The following is a 20,350-nucleotide window of genomic DNA, read 5'->3' on the forward strand; positions in this document are numbered from 1 at the left end:
TAGAAAAGGAGGCATTAAAACTATCATCGATTAAGCCGACATTATGCCTGCACCGCCAGTGTCACAAGGCGTGCAGGGTTAATCATCGGTTAATCGCCATCGGCCATTGTGCCGTCCACTTGCACCGGCTTAAGGCTTTTCCATGCGTCGTCTGTTCATCCTGCTGTTCATGCTGCTGTCGGGCCTGGCCCAGGCGGGCAACAACCCGTTCGAGGTCAAGCCCGACTTTCTCCCGGTCGGCAAAGCCTTCGTCTTCACCTCCGAGCGCCTGGCGTCGGGGGAAACCCAGCTGTTCTGGCAGATCGCCGACGGTTATTACCTGTATCAGCAGCGTCTGCGCTTCGACGGCCTGGCAGACGCACAAAAACCGGCGCTGCCCGAGGGCGAGGCGCACAGCGACGAATTCTTCGGCGCGCAGCAGGTATATCGCCAGGGCCTGGAACTGAAAATCCCCGCCGGCGCCACCGGCAAGGTCAAGGTCGGCTGGCAGGGCTGCGCCGATGCCGGCCTGTGCTACCCGCCGCAGTCCATGGAAGTCGACCTGGGCGGCAGCCCGGCCGCCGCCAGTACGACCACTAACGAAGCCACCGACCAGGCCCTGGCCAGCGGCCTGCAACAGCGGGCCCTGGGCTGGAGCCTGCTGGTGTTCTTCGGCCTGGGCCTGTTGCTGGCCTTCGCCCCCTGCTCGCTGCCGATGCTGCCGATCCTCGCCGGCCTGGTGGTGGGCAGCGGCGCCAGCCCGCGCCGCGGCCTGGCCCTGGCCGGCAGCTATGTGCTGTGCATGGCCCTGGTGTATGCCGCCATGGGCGTGCTGGCCGCGCTGCTGGGCGCCAACTTGCAGGCCCTGTTGCAACAGCCGTGGCTGCTGGGCAGCTTCGCCGCAGTGTTCGTGCTCCTCGCGCTGCCGATGTTCGGTTTCTTCGAATTGCAGTTGCCGGCGGCCCTGCGCGACCGCCTGGAAAACGCCAGTCGCTCGCGCCGCGGCGGCAGCCTGGTGGGCGCCGGGGTGCTCGGCGCGCTGTCCGGCCTGCTGGTCGGCCCGTGCATGACCGCGCCGCTGGCCGGCGCCCTGTTGTACATCGCGCAGAGCGGCAACGCCCTGCACGGTGGCTTGATCCTGTTCGTCATGGGCCTGGGTATCGGCCTGCCGCTGTTGCTGCTGGTGACCGTGGGCAACCGCTTCCTGCCCAAGCCCGGCCCGTGGATGAACCTGCTCAAGGGCCTGTTCGGCTTCCTGTTCCTGGGCACCGCCATCGTGCTGCTGCGCCCGGTACTCGCCGAGTCGCTGTGGATCGGCCTGTGGGGCGCGCTGGCGCTGGTCCTGGCCTACACCGCCTGGCAACAGAGGCAGGCCGCCGGGCGCGCCGGCCATCTGTTCGGCGCCGGCGCGGTGGTATTCGGCCTGTGGGGCAGCCTGCTGCTGGTGGGCGCCGCCGGTGGCAGCGACGACCTGTGGCGACCGCTCAAGGTCTACAGCGGCGGCACTGGCGGGGCGACAGTCAGCGCCCACGATGCCTTCACCACCGTCAAGGACCCGGCCGCCCTGCAGAACGCCCTCGACACCGCCAAGGCCCAGGGCCAGTGGGTGCTGCTGGACTACTACGCCGACTGGTGTGTGTCGTGCAAGATCATGGAGAAACAGGTGTTCGGCCAGCCCCAGGTCCTCGAGGCCCTGAAAGAGGTGCGCCTGCTGCGCCTGGACGTGACGGCCGACAACGCCGCCAGCCGCGAACTGCTCAACCGGTATAAAGTGCCCGGGCCGCCGAGCCTGCTGTGGATCGGCCCGGACGGCGAAGAACGGCGCAGCCAGCGGATTACCGGCGAGGTAGACGCCGCTGCCTTCCTGCAACGTTGGACCGCCACCCGAGAAGCCCATTGATGCTGACCTTTACCATCGGCACCTTTGCCATCGCGCTCAACCACCTGCTGCTGATCAGTGCCCTGGCACTGGCCACCCTGGTCGGCTGGCGAGTGGCCAAGCGCGGCGGCGAGAACCCGGAGTCGGTGCTGTTCGGCCTGTTCCTGCTGGGCATGCTGGCAGCGCGGGTCGGTTTCGTCCTCGCTTACTGGAAACATTACCGCGACGACCTGTGGCAGATCGTCGACCTGCGCGACGGCGGTTTCCTCGCCTGGCCGGGGGTGATCGCCCTGCTGCTGGCCGCCCTCGCCTGGGGCTGGCGCCGCCCGGCCCTGCGCAAGCCGCTGGGCGCCGGCGTCGGCAGCGGCCTGGCGTTCTGGCTGCTCGCCAGCCTGTCCCTGAGCATTTTCGAGCAAGGCACGCGGCTGCCGGAAATCGCCCTGCGCAACGCCGACGGCGGCACCGTGCAACTGACCAGCTACCAGGGCAAACCGCTGGTGATCAACCTCTGGGCCACCTGGTGCCCGCCGTGCCGGCGGGAAATGCCGGTGCTGGAAAAAGCCCAGCAGCAACGCCCCGACCTGACCTTCCTGTTCGTCAACCAGGCCGAAAGCATGCAGAGCGTCACCACCTTCCTGGCCACCCAGGACCTGACCCTGAACAACGTACTGTTCGACGGCAGTGGCCGCCTGGGCCAGGCCGTGGGTTCCATGGCGCTGCCGACCACGCTGTTCTACAGCGCCGACGGACGCATGCTCGGCAGCCACCTCGGCGAGCTGTCCGAGGCCAGCCTGGCCCGCGCCCTGGAATATTTCGAGCAACCGCATTCGGCCACGGCCCCGCAGGCCGCCCCTGTAAGGAAACCACCATGCCCTTCATCCGCCACCTGCTGAGCCTGTCCCTGGGCGCGGCCCTGCTCCAGGCTCCGCTGTTGCACGCCGAAGAACTGCCCGAGGCGATCAAGAAGATCGAAGCCAAGGGCGCCAAGATCGTCGGCAGCTTCGATGCCCCGGATGGCCTCAAGGGTTATGCCGCGCAATACCAGAACCGTGGCATGGCCCTGTACCTGACCCCGGACGGCAAGCATGTGCTGCTGGGCAACCTGTACGACGCCGACGGCAAGGACCTGAGCGCCGAGCCCCTGCAAAAGCTGGTGTACACGCCGATGGCCAAGGAAGTCTGGGCGAAGATGGAAAAGAGCCACTGGATCGCCGACGGCAAGGCCGACGCGCCGCGGGTGGTCTACCTGTTCAGCGACCCCAACTGCCCGTACTGCAATATGTTCTGGGAACAGGCGCGGCCCTGGGTCAATGCCGGCAAGGTGCAGCTGCGGCACATCATGGTCGGCATCATCCGCGAAGACAGCCCGGGCAAATCCGCCGCCCTGCTCGCCGCCAAAGACCCGCAACAAGCCCTGCAAGACCACGAAAAGGCCGGCAAGGGCAGCAGCCTCAAGCCGCTGGACAAGATCCCCGCCGAGGTCCAGGCCAAGCTCGACGCCAACATGGCGCTGATGGACGAACTGGAGCTGTCCGCCACCCCGGCGATCTTCTACCTGGACGACAAGGGCGAACTGCAACAGCAACAAGGCGCGCCCGCGCCGGGCAAGCTGGTGAAGATTCTCGGGCCCAAGTAAGGCGCGAATCCGGCGGCGTTCGATACGCCGCCATCGCGGGCAAGCCTCGCTCCTACAGGGAATGTGCAAATCCTGTAGGAGCGAGGCTTGCCCGCGATAGGGCCCTCAAAAACACCAAAAATCAACGGGCCTGACGCCCATCCAACAACGCATCCACCACCGCCCTGGCCATCTCCACGGAATGGACCATCGACCAGATCAACCCCCGCTCCAGGCCACTGCCGCGTTCGGTGATCTCATCGCTGACTTCTTCGGCGCATTTGAGCAACAGCGAAACATGCACCAGGGCTTCTTCGGCGCTGATGCCTTGGCGGACCTGGAACAAGGAGTCCGGGGTAACACGCACCGACGCGGTGGACGCCAAAGAAGCAAACGGCAGCGCCTCGACAGGTTGCTCGGCCAGGGATTGGCGCAGGGCCTGGTTGGCGAGTTTCAGTTCGGGGTAGCGGTAGGTGCTGGATTCGACGGGTGGATCGGGAACAAGTTTTTTCATGGTTAGGCTCCTGGTAAATAAAGGAGCTGACACCGTTCGCTTGCACACGAATTAAGGGTGGCAGCCATACGCGGGTGTGCAAGACCGAGCTACCAGGTCACTCAGCAGATCCGAGGATCTCCCGCGCATGGCCGCCATAAAGCAGCGGACATGAAAACGCTCACTCACGAATGAGCGCTTATGCATCTGGTAGCGTCGGACTTGCACATCCGTGTCATCGATTTGGCGATGACCAACGCAGGCTAGCCCCGTCCCCCAGCGCACTCAAGCGCGCAGAAGTTTCTAGGAAATACCTTACAAAAGAAAGCGAATTGGCCCCTGTAGCCGCTGCCGAGCCTGCGAGGCTGCGATCGACTGCGCAGCAGGCGCCAAACCTGCCCACGCGGTGTATCAGGCGAAACAGAGGCGCCTGGTTTGCGGCCGCTGCGCGCCCGATCGCAGCCTCGCGGAGCTCGGCAGCGGCTACAGGGCGTGGGATGGCGTGGATCGCGGGTAGGGTCAATCCGGGGTGGCGAGGCTCAGCCTGATAAAACCCAAGGCATCCTTGAAAAGCTGATGCCAGGCCGCGCCAGGCTCGCTCATCAACGGGTGCCAGAAAAACCTGAACTCATGCCCTCCGTCGTCTTCGGCGTGATGCACCCAGGTTTCAGGCAGGGGTTGCGCGACATGGCACTCGTGGAATGCCCACAGGTGCCCCGTCGCAGGGGCGCGCCAGGTTCCCAACGCGCGGACCGCCGTGCCTTGAATCCCCGCCTCTTCGAACAGCTCGCGGGCGGCGGCGACGTCCGTCGGCTCGCCGGGCTCGACGCTGCCCTTGACCAGTTGCAAACCTGCCAGGGGATGTTCGAACGCAAGGATCTCCAGGATTTCACGCCTGCGCAGCACGACCGGGCAGGCTTTATCTACGCTCATGTCAGTTTCTCCTTGCTGGGGTGTTTCGCACCCCGGTCCATTGATCCGGACCGTCGGCAGCTCTAGTCGCGACGCTCGATGATCGCTTGCAGATGTTCGGTCGCCTCGTGCTCGTGCAGGTGGCGGGTCACTTCGTCGACCCAGGCCTGATCCGACTCGATCCCCGCCCAACTGTGGGTCGAGGCGTTGTAATAAGGCCGGTTGTCGAAGGTGTTGATCAGCGCGCGGTTCAAGGTGTCGACGTCGAAGTTGGGGTTGCGCGCGCTTTGCATCATCAGCGAATCCAGCACCCGCTGTTGGTTCTCCGGGCAGGGGTTGATGGCCTGGATACGCGTGGCGCTGAGGACGATGAAGGTCGGCGGGAGGTTCTCAGCAAGGGCGGCCTGCAAGCGGTAATGACCGTCGATGATCACGTAGGACGCCAGGCCGCCGACGTGCCACAGCAGGATTGGCGGCAGGCTGCCTTCGCGGGCCTTTTTGCGCCACCACTTCAAGCGCCCGGCCAGCGGGTCCACGGGGTGCAGGCCGACCAGCCTGCCGCCGCCTTCCCACCAGTCGATCCATTGCACGGTCTCGGGTTGCAGGTTGTCGAGGATGTCTTCGCCGTACAGCGACCAGGTCGGCAGGTGGCTGTGGCTGCCGCTGCCGGAATGGAAGGACCAGGCTGCCAGCCCGCGCTGGGCCACGGCTCGGGCGTTGTCCGGGTTGGGCAGCAGGCCCTGGGCCAGCCAGCGGCCCGGGTAGAGAAAATCGGCGCAGTGCTCGCTCAGTTGCGCGACGAAGAAACGGCTCCAGGCCTTGATCCGCTGTTGCGGTGCCAGGGGCGCATGGCGCTCCACCTGGGCCGAATCGATGGGCGGGATCGGCAGGAACTCCAGTTGCGCCGGCATCGGGTTGCGCACCAGCCAGGCGCCGCAATACCCCTGGGCCACGGTGGCCCAGAACAGCGGCGTGTCGTGCAGCATCAGCTTGATCCGGCCGTTGTGGCCGGTGAGCAGGTGCAACGGCGGCCGGGCCGCCTGGCGCTCGACCGTCACCCCCAGGCCGACCCACTGCCCTTGCAGGTCTTCGATGTCGTGCCAGTACCGTTGCTCAGCCATCGTCCGTGATCCCCTTTTACACAGGGGCGCGACTATAACAGAGGGTTGAGTGGTGGCCGCGATGACGTCATTGCATCCTCAGCAGGAATACCGCTCAGCCAAAAACGTCAACAGCACCTCGGTGACAAACCCCGGATTCTCCAGGTTGGAGATATGCCCCGCGTCGGGCACCAGTTGGTAAGGGCAACCGATCAGCTCGGCCATTTCCCGGGTTTCGGAAGGTGGCCGCGGTTTGTCCTGGTCGCCGCACAGCAGCAAGGTGCTGGCGGGGTCCAGCTGGTTCAGGCGGGACAGCACATCCGCGCGGCTGAAGGTGATGCGGCCCATGGGCACCACGCTTTCGCGCAGGCGTTCGGCGGGCAGCGCCGCGAGGGTGGCGCGAAAGTCCTGGTAGAGCGCCGACTGCGGGTCGATACCCGGGCGGAAGAAGATCGGCACCACAATGTCCAGCAGTGGCGCCGGGATGGTGCCCGCCTCTTCGATCTGCTGGAACAGCGAGAAGTAATACTGCCGTGTCGGCTCGGGTTCGGCGCCGAGGTAAGTGTCCATCAACACCAGGCCGTTGATGCGCTGCGGCGCCGCCAGGGCCAGGCGCGCGCCCCACATGCCGCCCACCGAGAGGCCGACCAGGCTGATGCGCTCGATCGCAAGATGATCCAGCAGCGCCAGCACCTGCCGGGCGATGTCGTCCAGCGAAGTGGTGCCTTGCGGCAACGCGCCGGACTGGCCATGGCCCCACAGGTCCAGGGCGATCACCCGGTACTGCTTGGACAGCGCCTCGATCTGCGGCGCCCACATATTCAGGTCCCACAGGTAGCTGCCGGCGAGCAATACCGCCGGGCCGCTGCCCTGGTCGAGGTAGTGAAGGGGTTGTCCATCAATAGTCGCGAAAGGCATCAACTGTCTCCTGTCAGGTGGGCTGCGAAAAAGCTTCGGTAGACTGTGCCGGTGAAGGGTTGCCGTCAATCGGACAAGTCCTAAGGGGCGTGCAAGCCTGACAACCCATGACGAGCAGGCCCGCGCCTACAGCGTAGACGCGGGCCTGTTTGCCAAAGAGCTAAAGAGGCGGTGTTACAGCCCCTCCAGCTCCGCCATCAGATCGCTCAGCCGATCGACCTTCTCCTCGTTGATTTCACTGTTCGCCAGGCCATCGATGTAGTGCGCCAGTTCCTCCACCGTGCTGCACTCGAACATGGCCCGCAGCGGCACGTTGCGTTGCAGGGCCTTCTGCACCCGCGAGGCGATCTGCGTGGCCAGCAGCGAATGCCCGCCCAGCTCGAAGAAGTTGTCGCGCACGCCCACCTGCTCGACCTTGAGCACCTCGGCCCAGATATCGGCCAGGGTCTGTTCCAGCTCGCTGCGCGGCGCCAGGTAGTCGGTGCTCTGCAACTGGCCGATCTCCAGGGCCGGCAGGGCCTTGCGGTCGAGCTTGCCGTTGGCGTTGAGCGGCAGGCGCTCCAGCCACAGCCAGTGCAGCGGCACCATGTATTCCGGCAACTCGGCACGCAGGCGCTGCTTGATGCGTTCCAGGCGTTCGCTCGGACTGAGAGCCGAGTCACTGGCCACCAGATAGCCCACCAGGTGCTTGCCATTGACCCCTTCCTGCACCCCGACCGCCGCATCGCGGACTTCCGGCTGTTCGTGCAGGCGCGCTTCGATTTCCCCCAGTTCGATGCGGTAGCCGCGGATCTTCACCTGATGGTCGATGCGCCCGACGTATTCCAGCACGCCATCGGCGCGGCGCCGGGCCAGGTCGCCGGTGCGGTACAGGCGTTCGCCCGGAGCCCCGAACGGATGCGGCACGAACACCTGGGCGGTGCGCAGCGGGTCGCTGACATAACCGCGGCCGACCCCGGTCCCGGCCACGCACAGCTCGCCCACCGCGCCCAGCGGCACCAGTTGCAGCGCGCCGTCCATCAGGTACAGGCGGTTGTTGTCGGTGGGCGTGCCGATCGGCAGGTAGCTGCCACGGGTCGAGGCCATATCGACGCGGTAGAAGGCCACATCGTCGGAGCACTCGGCCGGACCATAGGCGTTGACCAGGCCGACCTGTGGATAACGCAACAGCCATTGGTGCGCCAGCTCCGGCGGCATCGCCTCGCCGGTCGGCAGCATCCAGCGCAGGCTGTCGAGATCGATGCTGTCCTGGGCGAGCATGCCCTGGATCAGCGACGGCACGCTCTCCAGCACCGTGATGCCCTGCGCCTGCACATGGGCCAGCAAGCCTTGCGGGTCATGGGCGATGGTGTTCGGCACGATGTCCACCCGCGCACCGAACAGCGGCGCGGCGAGGAACTGCCAGACAGAGATGTCGAAGCTCTGCGACGCGGTCTGGGCGATCATGTCGGCTTCGCTCAATTGCAGGTACGGCACCTTGCTCAGCTGGTTGTTGAGCATGCCGCGCTGCTCGACCATCACGCCTTTCGGCAGGCCGGTGGAGCCCGAGGTGTAGATCACGTAGGCCAGGTTATCCGGGCCGCTGTAGACGCCCGGGTTTTCCGGCGAATGGCCGCCCGCCTGGACCTCGTCCCAAACCAATAGCCGCGGCCGGTTGGCGCAGGCGAATTCGTCGAGCAGGGCTCGCGCCTGTTCCAGGCAGGCCGCGCTGCACACCAGCAGCGGCGTGCGGCTGAGCTCGATGATCCGCGCCAGGCGCTGGCCCGGCAGGCCCGGATCCAGCGGCAGGTAGCCGGCGCCGGCCTTGAAGCTGCCGACGATCATGCCCAGCAGCTCCAGGCCGCGTTCGGCCAGCAGCGCCACCGGCTGGTCCAGGCCCACGCCCTGGGCGATCAGCGCATGGCCGAGGCGGTTGCTGCGCTGGTTCAGCTCGGCGTAGCTGTATTGCAGGTCTTGGCAACTGGCGGCGATGCGTTGCGGATGCGCCGCCACCTGGGCCTCGAACAGCTCGACGTAGCTGCGCTGCAACGGATAGTCCCGCGCGCTCTGGTTGCAGCCGGCGAGCAGGAAGTCCTGCTCCTCTTCGCCCAGCAGCGGCAACTCGGCCATGTCGCCATGGAAGCCCTGCACCAGCGCCAGCAGCAGGCGCTTGAACTCGCCGAGCATGCGCTCGATGGTCTCGCGTTCGAAGTAACGCTGGTCGTAAGACAGGTGCAGCCCCAGGTCGTCCCCCGGGTAGCACACCGCGGTGATCGGGAAGTTGGTGTGGGTACGGCCGGAATCCGAGGTGGCGTTCAGGCTTTGCGCCCGGTCCAGCACCGAGACTTCCACCGGCGCGTTCTCGAACACGAACAGGCTGTCGAACAGCGGCTGGCCCTTGGGCAGTTCGCTGCTTTCCTGGATCGCCACCAGCGGCAGGTACTCGTACTCGCGCAGCTGCATGTTGCTGTCCAGCAAGCCGCTGAGCCACTGGCGCACGCCGCAGCGCTGGCCGTCTTCCGGCAGTTTCACCCGCAGCGCGATGCTGTTGATGAACAGGCCGACGGTGCGCTGCATCTGCGGCATCTCCACCGGACGCCCGGCCACGGTGACGCCGAACAGCACGTCGCGGTCGCCGCTCAGGCGCCGCAGGACCAGGGCCCAGGCCGCCTGGGCGAAGGTGTTGACGGTCAGCTGGTGCTGCTGCGCCAGCTCACGCAATTGCGCGCCGTCGCGGGCATCCAGGCGGGTGTAGCAATCGCCGACCAGCATGCCGCCGCTGTCGCCGGCGTGTTCGCGCAGGAACGGCCGGTCGCTCGGAATCGGCGTAGTGCGCTCGAAGCCGCGCAAGTTGTCTTGCCACCACTGGCGCGCCTCGGCCAGGCTCTGGCGTTGCAGCCAGCCGATGTAGTCGCGGTAGCGGCTCGGCACGGCCAGCTGGGCTTCGCGCCCCTCGCCGAGGGCGGTGTAGACCTCGAAGAAGTCGTTCATCAGCAGCGAACGGCACCAGGCATCGATCAGGATGTGGTGGTTGCTCATCATGAACCAGTAGCGCGCGGCGCCCACGCGGATCAGGCGCAGGTGGAACGGCGCCTGGTTGAGCAGATCGAAACCGGCCTCGCGCTCGCTCTTCAGCAGCGCCTGCAGCTTCGGTTCCTGCTCGGCCTCGGCCACGGCGCTCCAGTCCAGGTACTCGACCGGCGTGCTGCCCGGCTTGTGGATCACCTGCAGCATGGCTTCGCCGACGTTCCAGCAGAAGGACGCGCGCAGGGCTTCGTGACGGGCCACCACCGCCTGCCAGGCCCGGGCGAAGCGCTCGGGGTCCAGCTCGCTGTTGATGCGGTAGCGGTCCTGCATGTAGTACAGGCCGGTGCCCGGTTCCAGCAGGGTGTGCAGCAGCATGCCTTCCTGCATCGGGGTCAGCGGGTAGACGTCCTCGATCACGCTGGCCGGCACCGGCAGCGCGTCCAGCTGCGCCTGGGTCAGGCGCGCCAGGGGGAAGTCCGACGGCGTCAGGCCACCGGCCTCGTCTTGCAGGCAATGGGCGATCAGGCTGTGCAGTTCGTCGAGGTAGGCCTGGGCCAGCGCGTCGATGGTCTGCACGTCGAAACGTTCGCCGCTGAAGGTCCAGCGCAGCACCAGCTGGCCGGCATAGACCTGGCTGTCGACACTCAGCTCGTTGGGCAGCGGCGCCTCGGGCGAATGGGCGGCGCCCAGCGGCTCGTCCAGCGGCCGGAACAGCGCGTCGCTGGCAAAGCTCTGGTCGAACTGCCCCAGGTAGTTGAAGGTGACCGGCGCCTGCGGCAGGGCCGCCATGCCCTGGCGGATCGTCGCCTCGGCCAGGTAGCGCAGCACGCCATAACCCAGGCCCTTGTGCGGTACGGCGCGCAGTTGCTCCTTGATCGCCTTGATCGAGGCGCCCTGCCCGGCCGCCGCTTCGACCGCCACCGGGGTCAGGCGCAGCGGGTAGGCGCTGGTGAACCAGCCGACGGTGCGGGTCAGGTCGATCTCGTCGAACAGGGCTTCGCGGCCGTGGCCTTCGAGCTGGATCAAGGCCGATGCCTCGCCGGTCCAGCGACACAGCACGCGGGCCAGGGCGGTCAGCAGCAGGTCGTTGACCTGGGTGCGGTAGGCGCTCGGCGCCTGTTGCAGCAGCTGCCGGGTACGCTCGGCGTCGAGCGTCACGCTGACGCTGCGGGCGTGTTTATTTTGCTGCCCGCCATCGGCGTTCTGCACCGGCAACGCCACCGTCGGCCCGGCCAATTGGTCCTGCCACCAGCTCGACTCTTCGCGCAGCGACTCGCTGCCGGCATAGGCCAGCAGGCGGGACGCCCAATCGCGCAAGGCGCTGGTTTTCGCCGGCAGGCGCGGCGTCTGCTGAGCTTCCAGCTGGCGATACACGCTCTGTAGATCTTCCAGCAATACGCGCCAGGACACGCCGTCGACCACCAGGTGGTGGATGGCGATAAACAGCCGTTGCTGGCCGTCCGGGCCGTCCACCAGCAGGGCGCGCCACAGCGGTCCGTGGCCCAGGTCGAGGCTGCGCTGAGCCTCGGCGAACAGTGCCGTGCACTGTTCCATCGAGTCCACGCGCAGCGGCACCAGCAGCGGCGCTTCGGCCAGCGGCTGATGCTCAGCCTGCCACTGGCCGGCCACCTGGGTGAAACGCAGGCGCAAGGCGTCATGCTGGGCCAGCACCTGTTGCAGCGCCTGTTCCAGGCGCCGGGCATCGAGTGCCTGGGTTGGCTCCAGCAACAGGGCCTGGTTCCAGTGGTGCCGCTCGGCGATTTCGCTGTCGAAGAACCAGTGCTGGATCGGCGTCAGGCCCGACTCGCCACTGAGCAGTCCCTGCTCGGCGACGATCTGTTCGCTGCGGCTGGCCACCGCGGCCAGGGTCTGCACGGTCTGGTGCTGGAACAGGTCGCGTGGGCTGAAATGAATACCCTGCTGGCGAGCGCGGCTGACCACCTGGATCGACAGGATCGAATCGCCGCCCAGCTCGAAGAAGTTGTCGTGCAGGCCGACCTGCGACAGGTTCAGCACCTCGCGCCAGATCTGTGCCAGGGTCCGTTCCAGTTCGCTGCTCGGCGCCACGTACTGCTGGCGGTTGAGCTCCAGGTCCGGCGCCGGCAAGGCGCGGCGGTCGAGCTTGCCGTTGGCGGTCAGCGGCATGCTCGCCAGCAGGATCAGGTGGGTCGGCACCATGTAGTCCGGCAGCTGGGTTTTCAACTGGGCCTTGAGCGCCTCGCGCAGCTCTGCCTGGGCCTCGTCGCCCTGCTCGGCGACATCGGTCACTAGATAACCGGCCAGCTGTTTGCCGCCCGGCATGTCCAGGGCCAGCACCACCGCTTCGCGCACCGCGTCATGTTCCAGCAGGCGGCTTTCGATTTCCCCCAGCTCGATGCGGAAACCGCGGATCTTCACCTGATGGTCGACCCGGCCGATGTATTCCACCTGGCCGTCGGTGCACTGGCGCACCAGGTCGCCGGTACGGTACAGGCGCCCGCCCTGCGCGCTGAACGGGTCGGCGACAAAACGCTCGGCACTCATGCCCGGGCGCTGGTGATACCCCTGGGCCAGGCCGGCGCCGCCGACATACAGCTCGCCGGTGGCGCCCTGGGGCACCAGGGCCAGATCAGCGTCGAGAATATAGGCCACGCGATCGCCGATCACCGTGCCGATCGGCACGCTGCCCACGCCCTCCTCCAGCTGCTGCGGCGCCAGGCTGGCCAACGGCATGACCACGGTCTCGGTGGGGCCGTAGGCGTTGAAGAACAGGCTCGGCTGGAAGGCAGCGCGGATCCGGCTCAGGTGTTCGCCGGTCAGCGCCTCGCCGCCAGTGATGCACATGCGCACCGGCAGCGTCTGGCCCTGGGTCGCCAGCCACTGCGCCAGCTGGCTGCCGTAGCTCGGGGTGAAACCGAGGATATTGATGCGGTGCTCGCGGATCAGTTGGCAGATCGCTTCGGCGTCCCATTGCCCCTGAGCGCGCAACACCACCTGGGCACCGCTGAGCAGCGGCACCAGCAGGCGCTCGGTGGCGGCATCGAAGTTGATCGAATAGAAGTGCAGCTCGCAGTCGTCCGGGCGCATGCCGAAACGCTCGATCACTGCGCGGCAGTGCATGGCGATCTCGCCGTGGGACACCACCACGCCCTTGGGCTTGCCGGTGGAACCGGAGGTGTAGATCAGGTACGCCTGGTGCTGCGGCAGGCTGATAAACGGCAGCTCACCGGCCGGGTAGTCGGCCAGTCGCGCGCCGTCTTCCTCCAGGCACCAGCGCGCCACAGTCGGCGGCAGCTCGCCGAGGGCGGCGAACATCGCCGCGTCGCTGAGCAGCAGGCCGATGCCACTGTCTTCGATCATGTAGTGCAGGCGGTCCAGCGGGTATTCCGGGTCCAGCGGCACATAGGCGCCGCCGGCCTTGAGGATCGCCAGCAGGCCGACGACCATTTCCAGCGAACGTTCCAGGGCCAGGCCTACCCGCACCTGCGGGCCGACGCCGCGCTCGCGGAGCATCCAGGCCAGGCGGTTGGCGCGGCCGTCGAGTTCGGCGTAGCTCAGGGTCTGCCCGGCGAAGGTCAGGGCCGGGGCGTCCGGGCGCAGCAGCGCCTGCTCGCTGAACAAGTGATGGATGCACTGGTCGAGGCGATGCACGCCGGGCTCGACGCCCAGGCTGTCCAGCAGCTGTTGTTGCTCGGCGCTGTCGAGCAGCGGCAACTCACTCAGGCGCCGCTCGGGGTCGGCCAGCAGCGCTTCCAGCAGGTTGCGCCAGTGCGCGGCCATGCGCGCGATGCGCGGTTCGTCGAACAGGTCGGTGCTGTAGGTCAGGCAGCAACCCAGGCGGTGGTCGAGGTCGGTGACTTCCAGGTTGAGGTCGAACTTGGTGGCCCGGGCGTCGTTGGCCAGGTATTCCACGGTCATGCCGGCCAGGGTGCGGCTCTGCTGGAACTCCCAGCGCTGGACGTTGCACATCACCTGGAACAGCGGGTTGTAGGCGGCGCTGCGCGGCGGTTGCAGGGCTTCCACCAGGTGGTCGAACGGCAGGTCCTGGTGCGACTGGCCCTCGATCACCGTATGCCGTACCTGCTCCAGCAACTCGCCGACGCTCATCTGCCCGTCGAGCCGGCAACGCAGCACCTGGGTATTGAGGAAGGCGCCGATCAGCCCTTCGCTTTCCGGGCGGATGCGGTTGGCCACCGGCGCGCCGATGCGCAGGTCGGTCTGGCCGCTGTAGCGATAGAGCAGCACCGCCAGGGTGGCGGTCATGGTCATGAACAGGGTCAGGCCGTTCTCAGCATTGAAGCGCCGCACCCGCGCCGCCAGCTCGTCGCTGAGGTCGAAGCGGTACAGCTCGCCCTGGTGGCTTTGCACCGGCGGCCGCGGCCGGTCGCCCGGCAGTTCCAGCAGCGGGTGTTCGTGGCCCAGCTGCGCGGTCCAGTAGTCCAGCTGGCGCTGGCGCTCGCCGGATTCCAGCCACTGCCGTTGCCAGACGCTGTAGTCCAGGTACTGCACCGGCAGCGGCTCCAGCGGCGAGTCACGGTCGTCGACAAAGGCTTCGTACAGCGCGCTCAGCTCGCGGGCGAAGATGTCCATCGCCCAGCCTTCGGTGACGATGTGGTGCAGGGTCAGCACGAAGTAGTGCTCCTGCTCCGCCGCCTTGACCAGGCAGGCGCGCAGCAGCGGGCCGGTCTCCAGGTCGAACGGCAGGTGCGCTTCGCTGTCGGCCAGCTGTTGCAGGCGTTGCTCGCGGCTGGCGGCATCCAGGGCCGAGAAATCCTTCCAGGCCATGCGCACGCCGGTTTCCGCGTGCACCCGTTGCCGGGCCACGCCATCGACGCTGGGGAAAGTGGTGCGCAGGGTTTCATGGCGCAGGATCAACGCCTGCAACGCCGCCTCGAACCGCCCGACATCCAGCACGCCCTTGAAGCGCGCCATGCCGCCAACGTTGTAGGCCGGGCTGTCCGGCTCCATCTGCCAGAGGAACCACATGCGCTGCTGGGAATACGACAGCGGCACAGGCGCGCTGCGGTCGACCTTGGCGATCGGCAACTGCTGGTTACGCTGGCCGGCTTCCTGGATCAGCCGCACCTGCTCGGCGAAGTCGCCCAGCTCGCTGGCTTCGAACAGCGCCCGCAGCGGCAACTCGACGTCGCAGGCCTGGCGGGTGCGGGAAATGATCTGGGTCGCCAGCAGCGAGTGGCCGCCCAGGGCGAAGAAGTCGTCGCGCAGGCCAATGCGTTGCAGGCCCAGCACCTCGCGCCAGATCGCCGCGATCTGCCGTTGCAGCTCGGTCGCCGGCTCGACGTGTTCGCGTACCTGCCACTGCGGCTCGGGCAAGGCGCGGCGGTCGAGCTTGCCGCTCGGGCTCAGGGGCATCGCGTCCAGGCGCAGCAGTTGCGCCGGCACCATATATTCCGGCAGCTCGCTGGCCAGGGCGGTTTTCAGGCGCTCGTTCTGCGCGGCCTCATCCTCCCCGGCGACGCTCGCGGTGTAGTAGCCGATCAACTGCGCGCCGGCCGCGGTCTCGCGCACCAGCACTGCGGCCTGGGCCACGCCGGCCTGGGCCAGCAGCCGTGCTTCGATTTCCTGGGGTTCGACGCGAAAACCGCGCAGCTTGACCTGCTGATCGAGGCGGCCGAGGTATTCCAGCGCACCGTCGGCGCCCCAGCGCACGCGGTCGCCGGTGCGGTACAGGCGCGCACCCTCGGTGCTCAGCGGGTCGACCACAAAACGCTCGGCGCTCAGCCCCGGCCGCCCGAGGTAGCCCCGGGCCAGGCCGCTGCCGGCAATGCACAGCTCGCCCGGCACCCCGGCCGGCACCGGGTTGAGGTCGGCGTCCAGCACCCGGCAGACCACGTTGCCCAGCGGGCGGCCGATGGGCGAACGCTCGCCATCGCTGCTCCGGCACTGCCAGTGGGTGACGTTGATCGCGGTTTCGGTCGGGCCATAGCGGTTGTGCAACTGGGTATCGGGCAGCTGCGCCAGCAGGCGGTCGCGCAGCTCGGCCGGCAGGGCTTCGCCCCCGGAGAACACCCGGCGCAAGCTGCTGCATCCAGCGGCCAGCGGCTCGTCGACGAACAGCTGCAACAGCGGCGGCACGAAGTGCAGCGTGGTCACGCCGTAGTGCTGTACCAACTGGGCGATGCGATGCGGATCGCGGTGTTCGCCCGGCGCCGCCAGCAGCAGGCGGCAGCCGGTGATCAGCGGCCAGAAGCACTCCCACACCGACACGTCGAAGCTGATCGGGGCCTTTTGCATCAGCACGTCGCTGGCGTCCAGGCGGTAAGTGTCCTGCATCCACTGCAAGCGTTCGCTCAGGGCCGCATGGGTGTTGCCCACGCCCTTGGGCTGGCCGGTGGAACCGGAGGTGTAGATCACATAGGCCAGGTTGTCGCCGTGCAGGTGCAGGCCCGGCGCGTGGCTCGGCCAGTTGTCGAGCTTGAGGCTGTCCATGGCGATGGCGCTGACGCCCGCGGCTCGGGGCAGGCGTTCGAGCAGATGGGTCTGGGTCAGCAGCAGCGCGACGCCGCTGTCGGCCAGCATGTAGGCCAGGCGCTCGGCCGGGTAGTCCGGGTCCAGCGGCACATAGGCGCCGCCGGCCTTGAGGATCGCCAGCAGGCCGATCAGCAATTGTGGCGAACGCTCGGCGGCAATCGCCACGCACACATCCGGGCCGACGCCCTTGTCGCGCAGGTAATGGGCCAGGCGGTTGGCCTGGGCGTGCAGCTCGGCGAAGCTCAGCTCACCGCCCTCCCACAGCAGCGCGGTGCGCTCCGGGGTCAGTTGCGCCTGATGCTCCAGCAGCTCCGGCAGCCACTGGCTGGCCGGCGCGCACGGTGCTTCGCCCCACTGGTGCTGCTGCGCCTGCTCGCAGGGGTTGAGCAACGGCAGATCGGCGATGGCGGTTTGCGGACGCTCGCAAGCGGCGCGCAGCAGGCTGACGAAATGCTCGGCCAGACGCTCGATGGTCGCGGCCTTGAACAGCTCGTTGGCGTAGTCGAAGGACAGGCTGAGGCGGCCGTTGCGGTCTTCCTCGCTGTGCAGTTGCAGGTCGAACTTGGCCTCGCGGCTGTGCCACGGCAGTTCTTCGGCCAGCAGCCCGGGCAAGCGGCGCAGGGCACTGAGGTCACGCTGCTGGTGGTTGAACATGACCTGGAACAGCCCCTGTTCCCGGGCCTGGGGGAAGGCTTCGAGCAGTTGCTCGAACGGCAGGTCCTGGTGGGCCTGGGCCTGTAGCGCGGCCTGGCGGGTGTGCGCCAGCAGCTCGACGAATGGCAGGCGGCCTTGCACCTCGGCACGCAGCACCAGGGTGTTGATAAAGAAGCCGATCAGGCCCTGGGTTTCCAGGCGCGGACGGTTGGCGTTGGGCACGCCGATGCGAATATCGCGCTGGCCGCTGTAGCGATGCAGCAGGCTCTGGAACGCCGTGAGCAACAGCATGAACGGTGTGGATTCATGGGCCTGGGCAGTCTGGCGAATCGCCTCGCTCAGGCTCGCCCCCAGGCGCAGGCTGTGGCGCGCGGCGCTGTGTTGCTGTTGCGCCGAACGCGGGTGATCGGTGGCCAGGCCCAGGCTCGGGTGCTCGTCGCCTAACCGCTGTTTCCAGTAGGCCAGTTGCCGCTCGCCTTCGCCCTCGGCCAGCCACTGGCGCTGCCAGCTGCCGTAGTCGGCGTACTGCAACGGCAATGGCGCCAACGCCACCGCCTGGCCCTGGGACGCACCGGCATACAGCCGCGAGAACTCATCGATCAGCACATTCAGCGACCAGCCGTCGGCGATGATGTGGTGCAGGGTCACCAGCAACAGGTGTTCCTCGTCGTCGAGGCGCACCAGGGTCACCCACAGCAGCGGGCCCTGCTCCAGGTCGAACCGGGTGCGGGCCTCGTCCTCGCGGATCTGCTGCGCCCGCGCCTCGCGCTCGGCCGGCGGCAGGTCGCTGAGGTCGATCGTGCGCAGGTCGAATTCGCCGGCCGGCAGCACCTGTTGCAGCGCCTGGCCGTCGCGCTCGAAAAACCGCGTGCGCAGGGATTCGTGACGCTCGATCAGGTGCTGGAAGCTGGCGCGCAGGGCGTGCGGGTCCAGCTCGCCGCGCAGGCGCAGGCCGCCGGGAATGTTGTAGGCGCTGCTCTGCGGGTCGAGCTGCCAGGTGATCCACAGACGGTTCTGCGCCAGGGACTGCGGCAGTGCCTCGCTGCGCGGCAAGGCATGGATGCTGCCCTGGGCCAGGCCGCCGTCCTGTTGCAACTGCGCCACCCGGGCGGCGAAGGCCCCCAGGGTCGGCGCCTCGAACAGCAGGCGCAGGTTCAGCTCCAGGCCGAGTTCTTCGCGCAGGCGTGCCACCACCTGGGTCGCGGCGATGGAGTTGCCGCCCAGCAGGAAGAAGTGATCGTCGCTCGCCACCTGCTCGACCTGCAGCTGCTCGCGCCAGATGCGGCCGACCAGGTCTTGCAGTGCACTGGCGGTGTCGCCGCCGGCCTCGCTCTTCGCCGCCTGGCAGTCGGGGAAGACCGCATAGCTGTCGAGGCTGCCATCGGCCAGGCGGTTGCGGCAGGCGGAGCGCTGCAACTTGCCGCTGGAGGTCTTGGGCAACGCGCCGGGGTTGAGCAATACCACCACGCTCGGCGCTTCCTGGTAGGCCTCGGCCACGGTCTGGCGGATCAGTTTGATCAGCGCGTCGGGCGTGAGGATCTTCTGCACGCTGCGGCTGATTTCCGCGGCGATGCCGATGCCTTCCTGACCCTGGTCGCTGACGGCGAACGCCGCGACCCGGCCCTTGCGCACCACCTCGACTTCCCGCTCGATGGTTTGCTCGATGTCCTGTGGATAAAGGTTGTGCCCGCGCACGATCAGCATGTCTTTCAAGCGGCCGGTGATGAACAGCTCGCCACCGCGCATGAAACCCAGGTCGCCGGTGCGCAGCCAGGTCCGGCCGGCGTGCTGGACGAAGGTCTTGGCCGTGGCCTCGGGGTTGCGCCAGTAGCCGTGGGCGATGCTCGGGCCGGCGGCCCAGACTTCGCCCACCAAGTTCTCTGCCAGTTCGGCCAGGCTGTTGGGCTCGACGATCAGCACCGCGTGCTCGGGCTGGCTGGTGCCGCAGCTCATCATGGCGTTGCCGTTGCCCGGCTCGGCGCGGTTCTGCGCCAGGGCCTGCTCGTCCAGGCGCAGGGCCGGGATGCCCTGACCGCGGGTGCCGCCGGCGACGAACAGGGTGGCTTCGGCCAGGCCATAGGAAGCGAAGAACTGATTCGGGGTGAAACCGCAGGCGGCGAACTTCTCAGCGAAGCGCTCCAGGGTGTCCAGGCGGATCGGCTCGGACCCGGAATAGGCCACGCGCCAGCGGCTGAGATCGAGGCGTTCCAGCGCCGACTCGCTGACCCGCTCGCTGCACAGGCGGTAGGCGAAGTCCGGACCGCCGCTGATGGTGCCGCCGTATTCACTGATCGCCTCCAGCCAGCGCAACGGCCGGCCGAGGAAATACGCCGGCGACATCAACACGCAGGGCACGCCGCTGAAGATCGGTTGCAGCAGGCCGCCGATCAGCCCCATGTCGTGGTACAGCGGCAGCCAGCTGACGATCACGTCGTCCGGGTTGAGGTCGATGCCGAAGCCGCGGCGGATCAGCAGCTCGTTGGCCACCAGGTTGCCGTGGCTGACTTGCACGCCCTTGGGCAACGCCGTGGAACCGGAGGTGTATTGCAGGAAGGCGATGTCGTCGCCCTGCAACTCGATCGGGCTCCAGCCTTCGGCCAGGCTGGCTGGCAGGCTGTCCACGCAGAGCAGCTGCGGCGCAGCGGCACCTTGCAGTGCGTCCATCTGCGCCAGGGAGTCGCGCAACCCGCCGCTGGTCAGCAGCAACCGCGGCTCGGCGTCGGCGATGATCGAGATCAGCCGCTCCTGGTGATGGCGCCGGCTCGACTCCGGCGGATAGGCCGGCACCGCGATGACGCCGGCATACAGGCAGGCGAAAAAGGCCGCGACATAGTCCGGGCCGCTGGGGAACAGCAGCACCGCGCGATCGCCCAGCCCGGCGTTGGCTTGCAGCGCTGCGGCGATGGTCCGGGCGCGCCGGTCCAGGTCGCTGTAGCTGAGGACCACGTTCTGATCCTGCTCTTCGGCAAGAAAGCGCAAGGCCACTTGATCGGGGGTCTGCGCCGCCCGGCGTTGAAGGGCTTGAGCCAGAGTGCTGGGGAGTTCGAACGCGTCCATCATGGGGTTTTCCTGCGCGGATTGTGCTTGCACGTAGAGCCGCGAGCCAGGGCCGCGACCGTTACATAAACCTTTGAAAAATAAAGGCCCCTACCCTCAAGACGGAGTATCTGGAGACGGCTGCGAGGGCTTTTTTCACCCGGAACCTTTCTCCAATGAGAACGGATGACATCTTGAAATAATTAGTCCGCACGCTGCTCCTGGACGCCGCTACGGGATGCGACAACGAGCCGCAGTTCGCACGCTGCACCAAAGAGGATCATTAA

At 67.3% G+C, this 20,350-nt stretch carries 8 protein-coding genes; 3 read left to right on the forward strand and 5 right to left on the reverse strand.

The annotated features are described in order from the left end of the window. Positions 1-142 precede the first annotated feature (142 nt). From dsbD to dsbG, 3 genes are read left to right on the forward strand one after another with little or no spacing between them, the layout of a single operon-like run. The gene (gene dsbD / locus TO66_RS22000; protein ID WP_044464247.1) at positions 143-1,879 is read left to right on the forward strand and encodes a protein-disulfide reductase DsbD; all 1,737 of its coding nucleotides are present in this window, start codon (positions 143-145) and stop codon (positions 1,877-1,879) included. Further along, complete coding sequence (locus TO66_RS22005) at positions 1,879-2,751, forward strand: TlpA disulfide reductase family protein (protein ID WP_044464248.1); 873 nt, start codon at positions 1,879-1,881, stop codon at positions 2,749-2,751. Before dsbD ends, TO66_RS22005 begins: the two co-directional genes overlap by 1 nt. Further along, a complete protein-coding gene (dsbG, locus tag TO66_RS22010; RefSeq protein ID WP_044464249.1) occupies positions 2,727-3,494 on the forward strand; it encodes a thiol:disulfide interchange protein DsbG in 768 nt (255 codons plus the stop codon). Before TO66_RS22005 ends, dsbG begins: the two co-directional genes overlap by 25 nt. 121 nt (positions 3,495-3,615) lie before the next feature. Here dsbG and TO66_RS22015 read toward each other — a convergent pair whose 3' ends face one another. The 5 genes from TO66_RS22015 to TO66_RS22035 form a co-directional block, all read right to left on the reverse strand. Further along, positions 3,616-3,987 (reverse strand): DUF6124 family protein, encoded by a 372-nt coding sequence (locus TO66_RS22015; RefSeq protein WP_044464250.1) that lies wholly within the window; start codon positions 3,985-3,987, stop codon positions 3,616-3,618. A 498-nt stretch (positions 3,988-4,485) separates the two neighbouring features. Beyond that, a complete protein-coding gene (locus TO66_RS22020) occupies positions 4,486-4,899 on the reverse strand; it encodes an NUDIX domain-containing protein (RefSeq protein ID WP_044464251.1) in 414 nt (137 codons plus the stop codon). A 62-nt stretch (positions 4,900-4,961) separates the two neighbouring features. Continuing rightward, complete coding sequence (locus TO66_RS22025) at positions 4,962-5,999, reverse strand: hypothetical protein (RefSeq protein WP_044464252.1); 1,038 nt, start codon at positions 5,997-5,999, stop codon at positions 4,962-4,964. A gap of 78 nt (positions 6,000-6,077) precedes the next feature. Beyond that, on the reverse strand, positions 6,078-6,896 hold the full coding sequence (locus TO66_RS22030) for an alpha/beta fold hydrolase (RefSeq protein WP_044464253.1): 819 nt from the start codon (positions 6,894-6,896) through the stop codon (positions 6,078-6,080). 174 nt (positions 6,897-7,070) lie between these two features. Further along, positions 7,071-20,087, reverse strand: a complete 13,017-nt coding sequence (locus TO66_RS22035) for a non-ribosomal peptide synthetase (RefSeq protein WP_044464254.1) — start codon at positions 20,085-20,087, stop codon at positions 7,071-7,073. Positions 20,088-20,350: the final 263 nt, after the last annotated feature.

The organism is Pseudomonas sp. MRSN 12121, from assembly GCF_000931465.1.
Taxonomy (GTDB): Bacteria; Pseudomonadota; Gammaproteobacteria; order Pseudomonadales; family Pseudomonadaceae; genus Aquipseudomonas.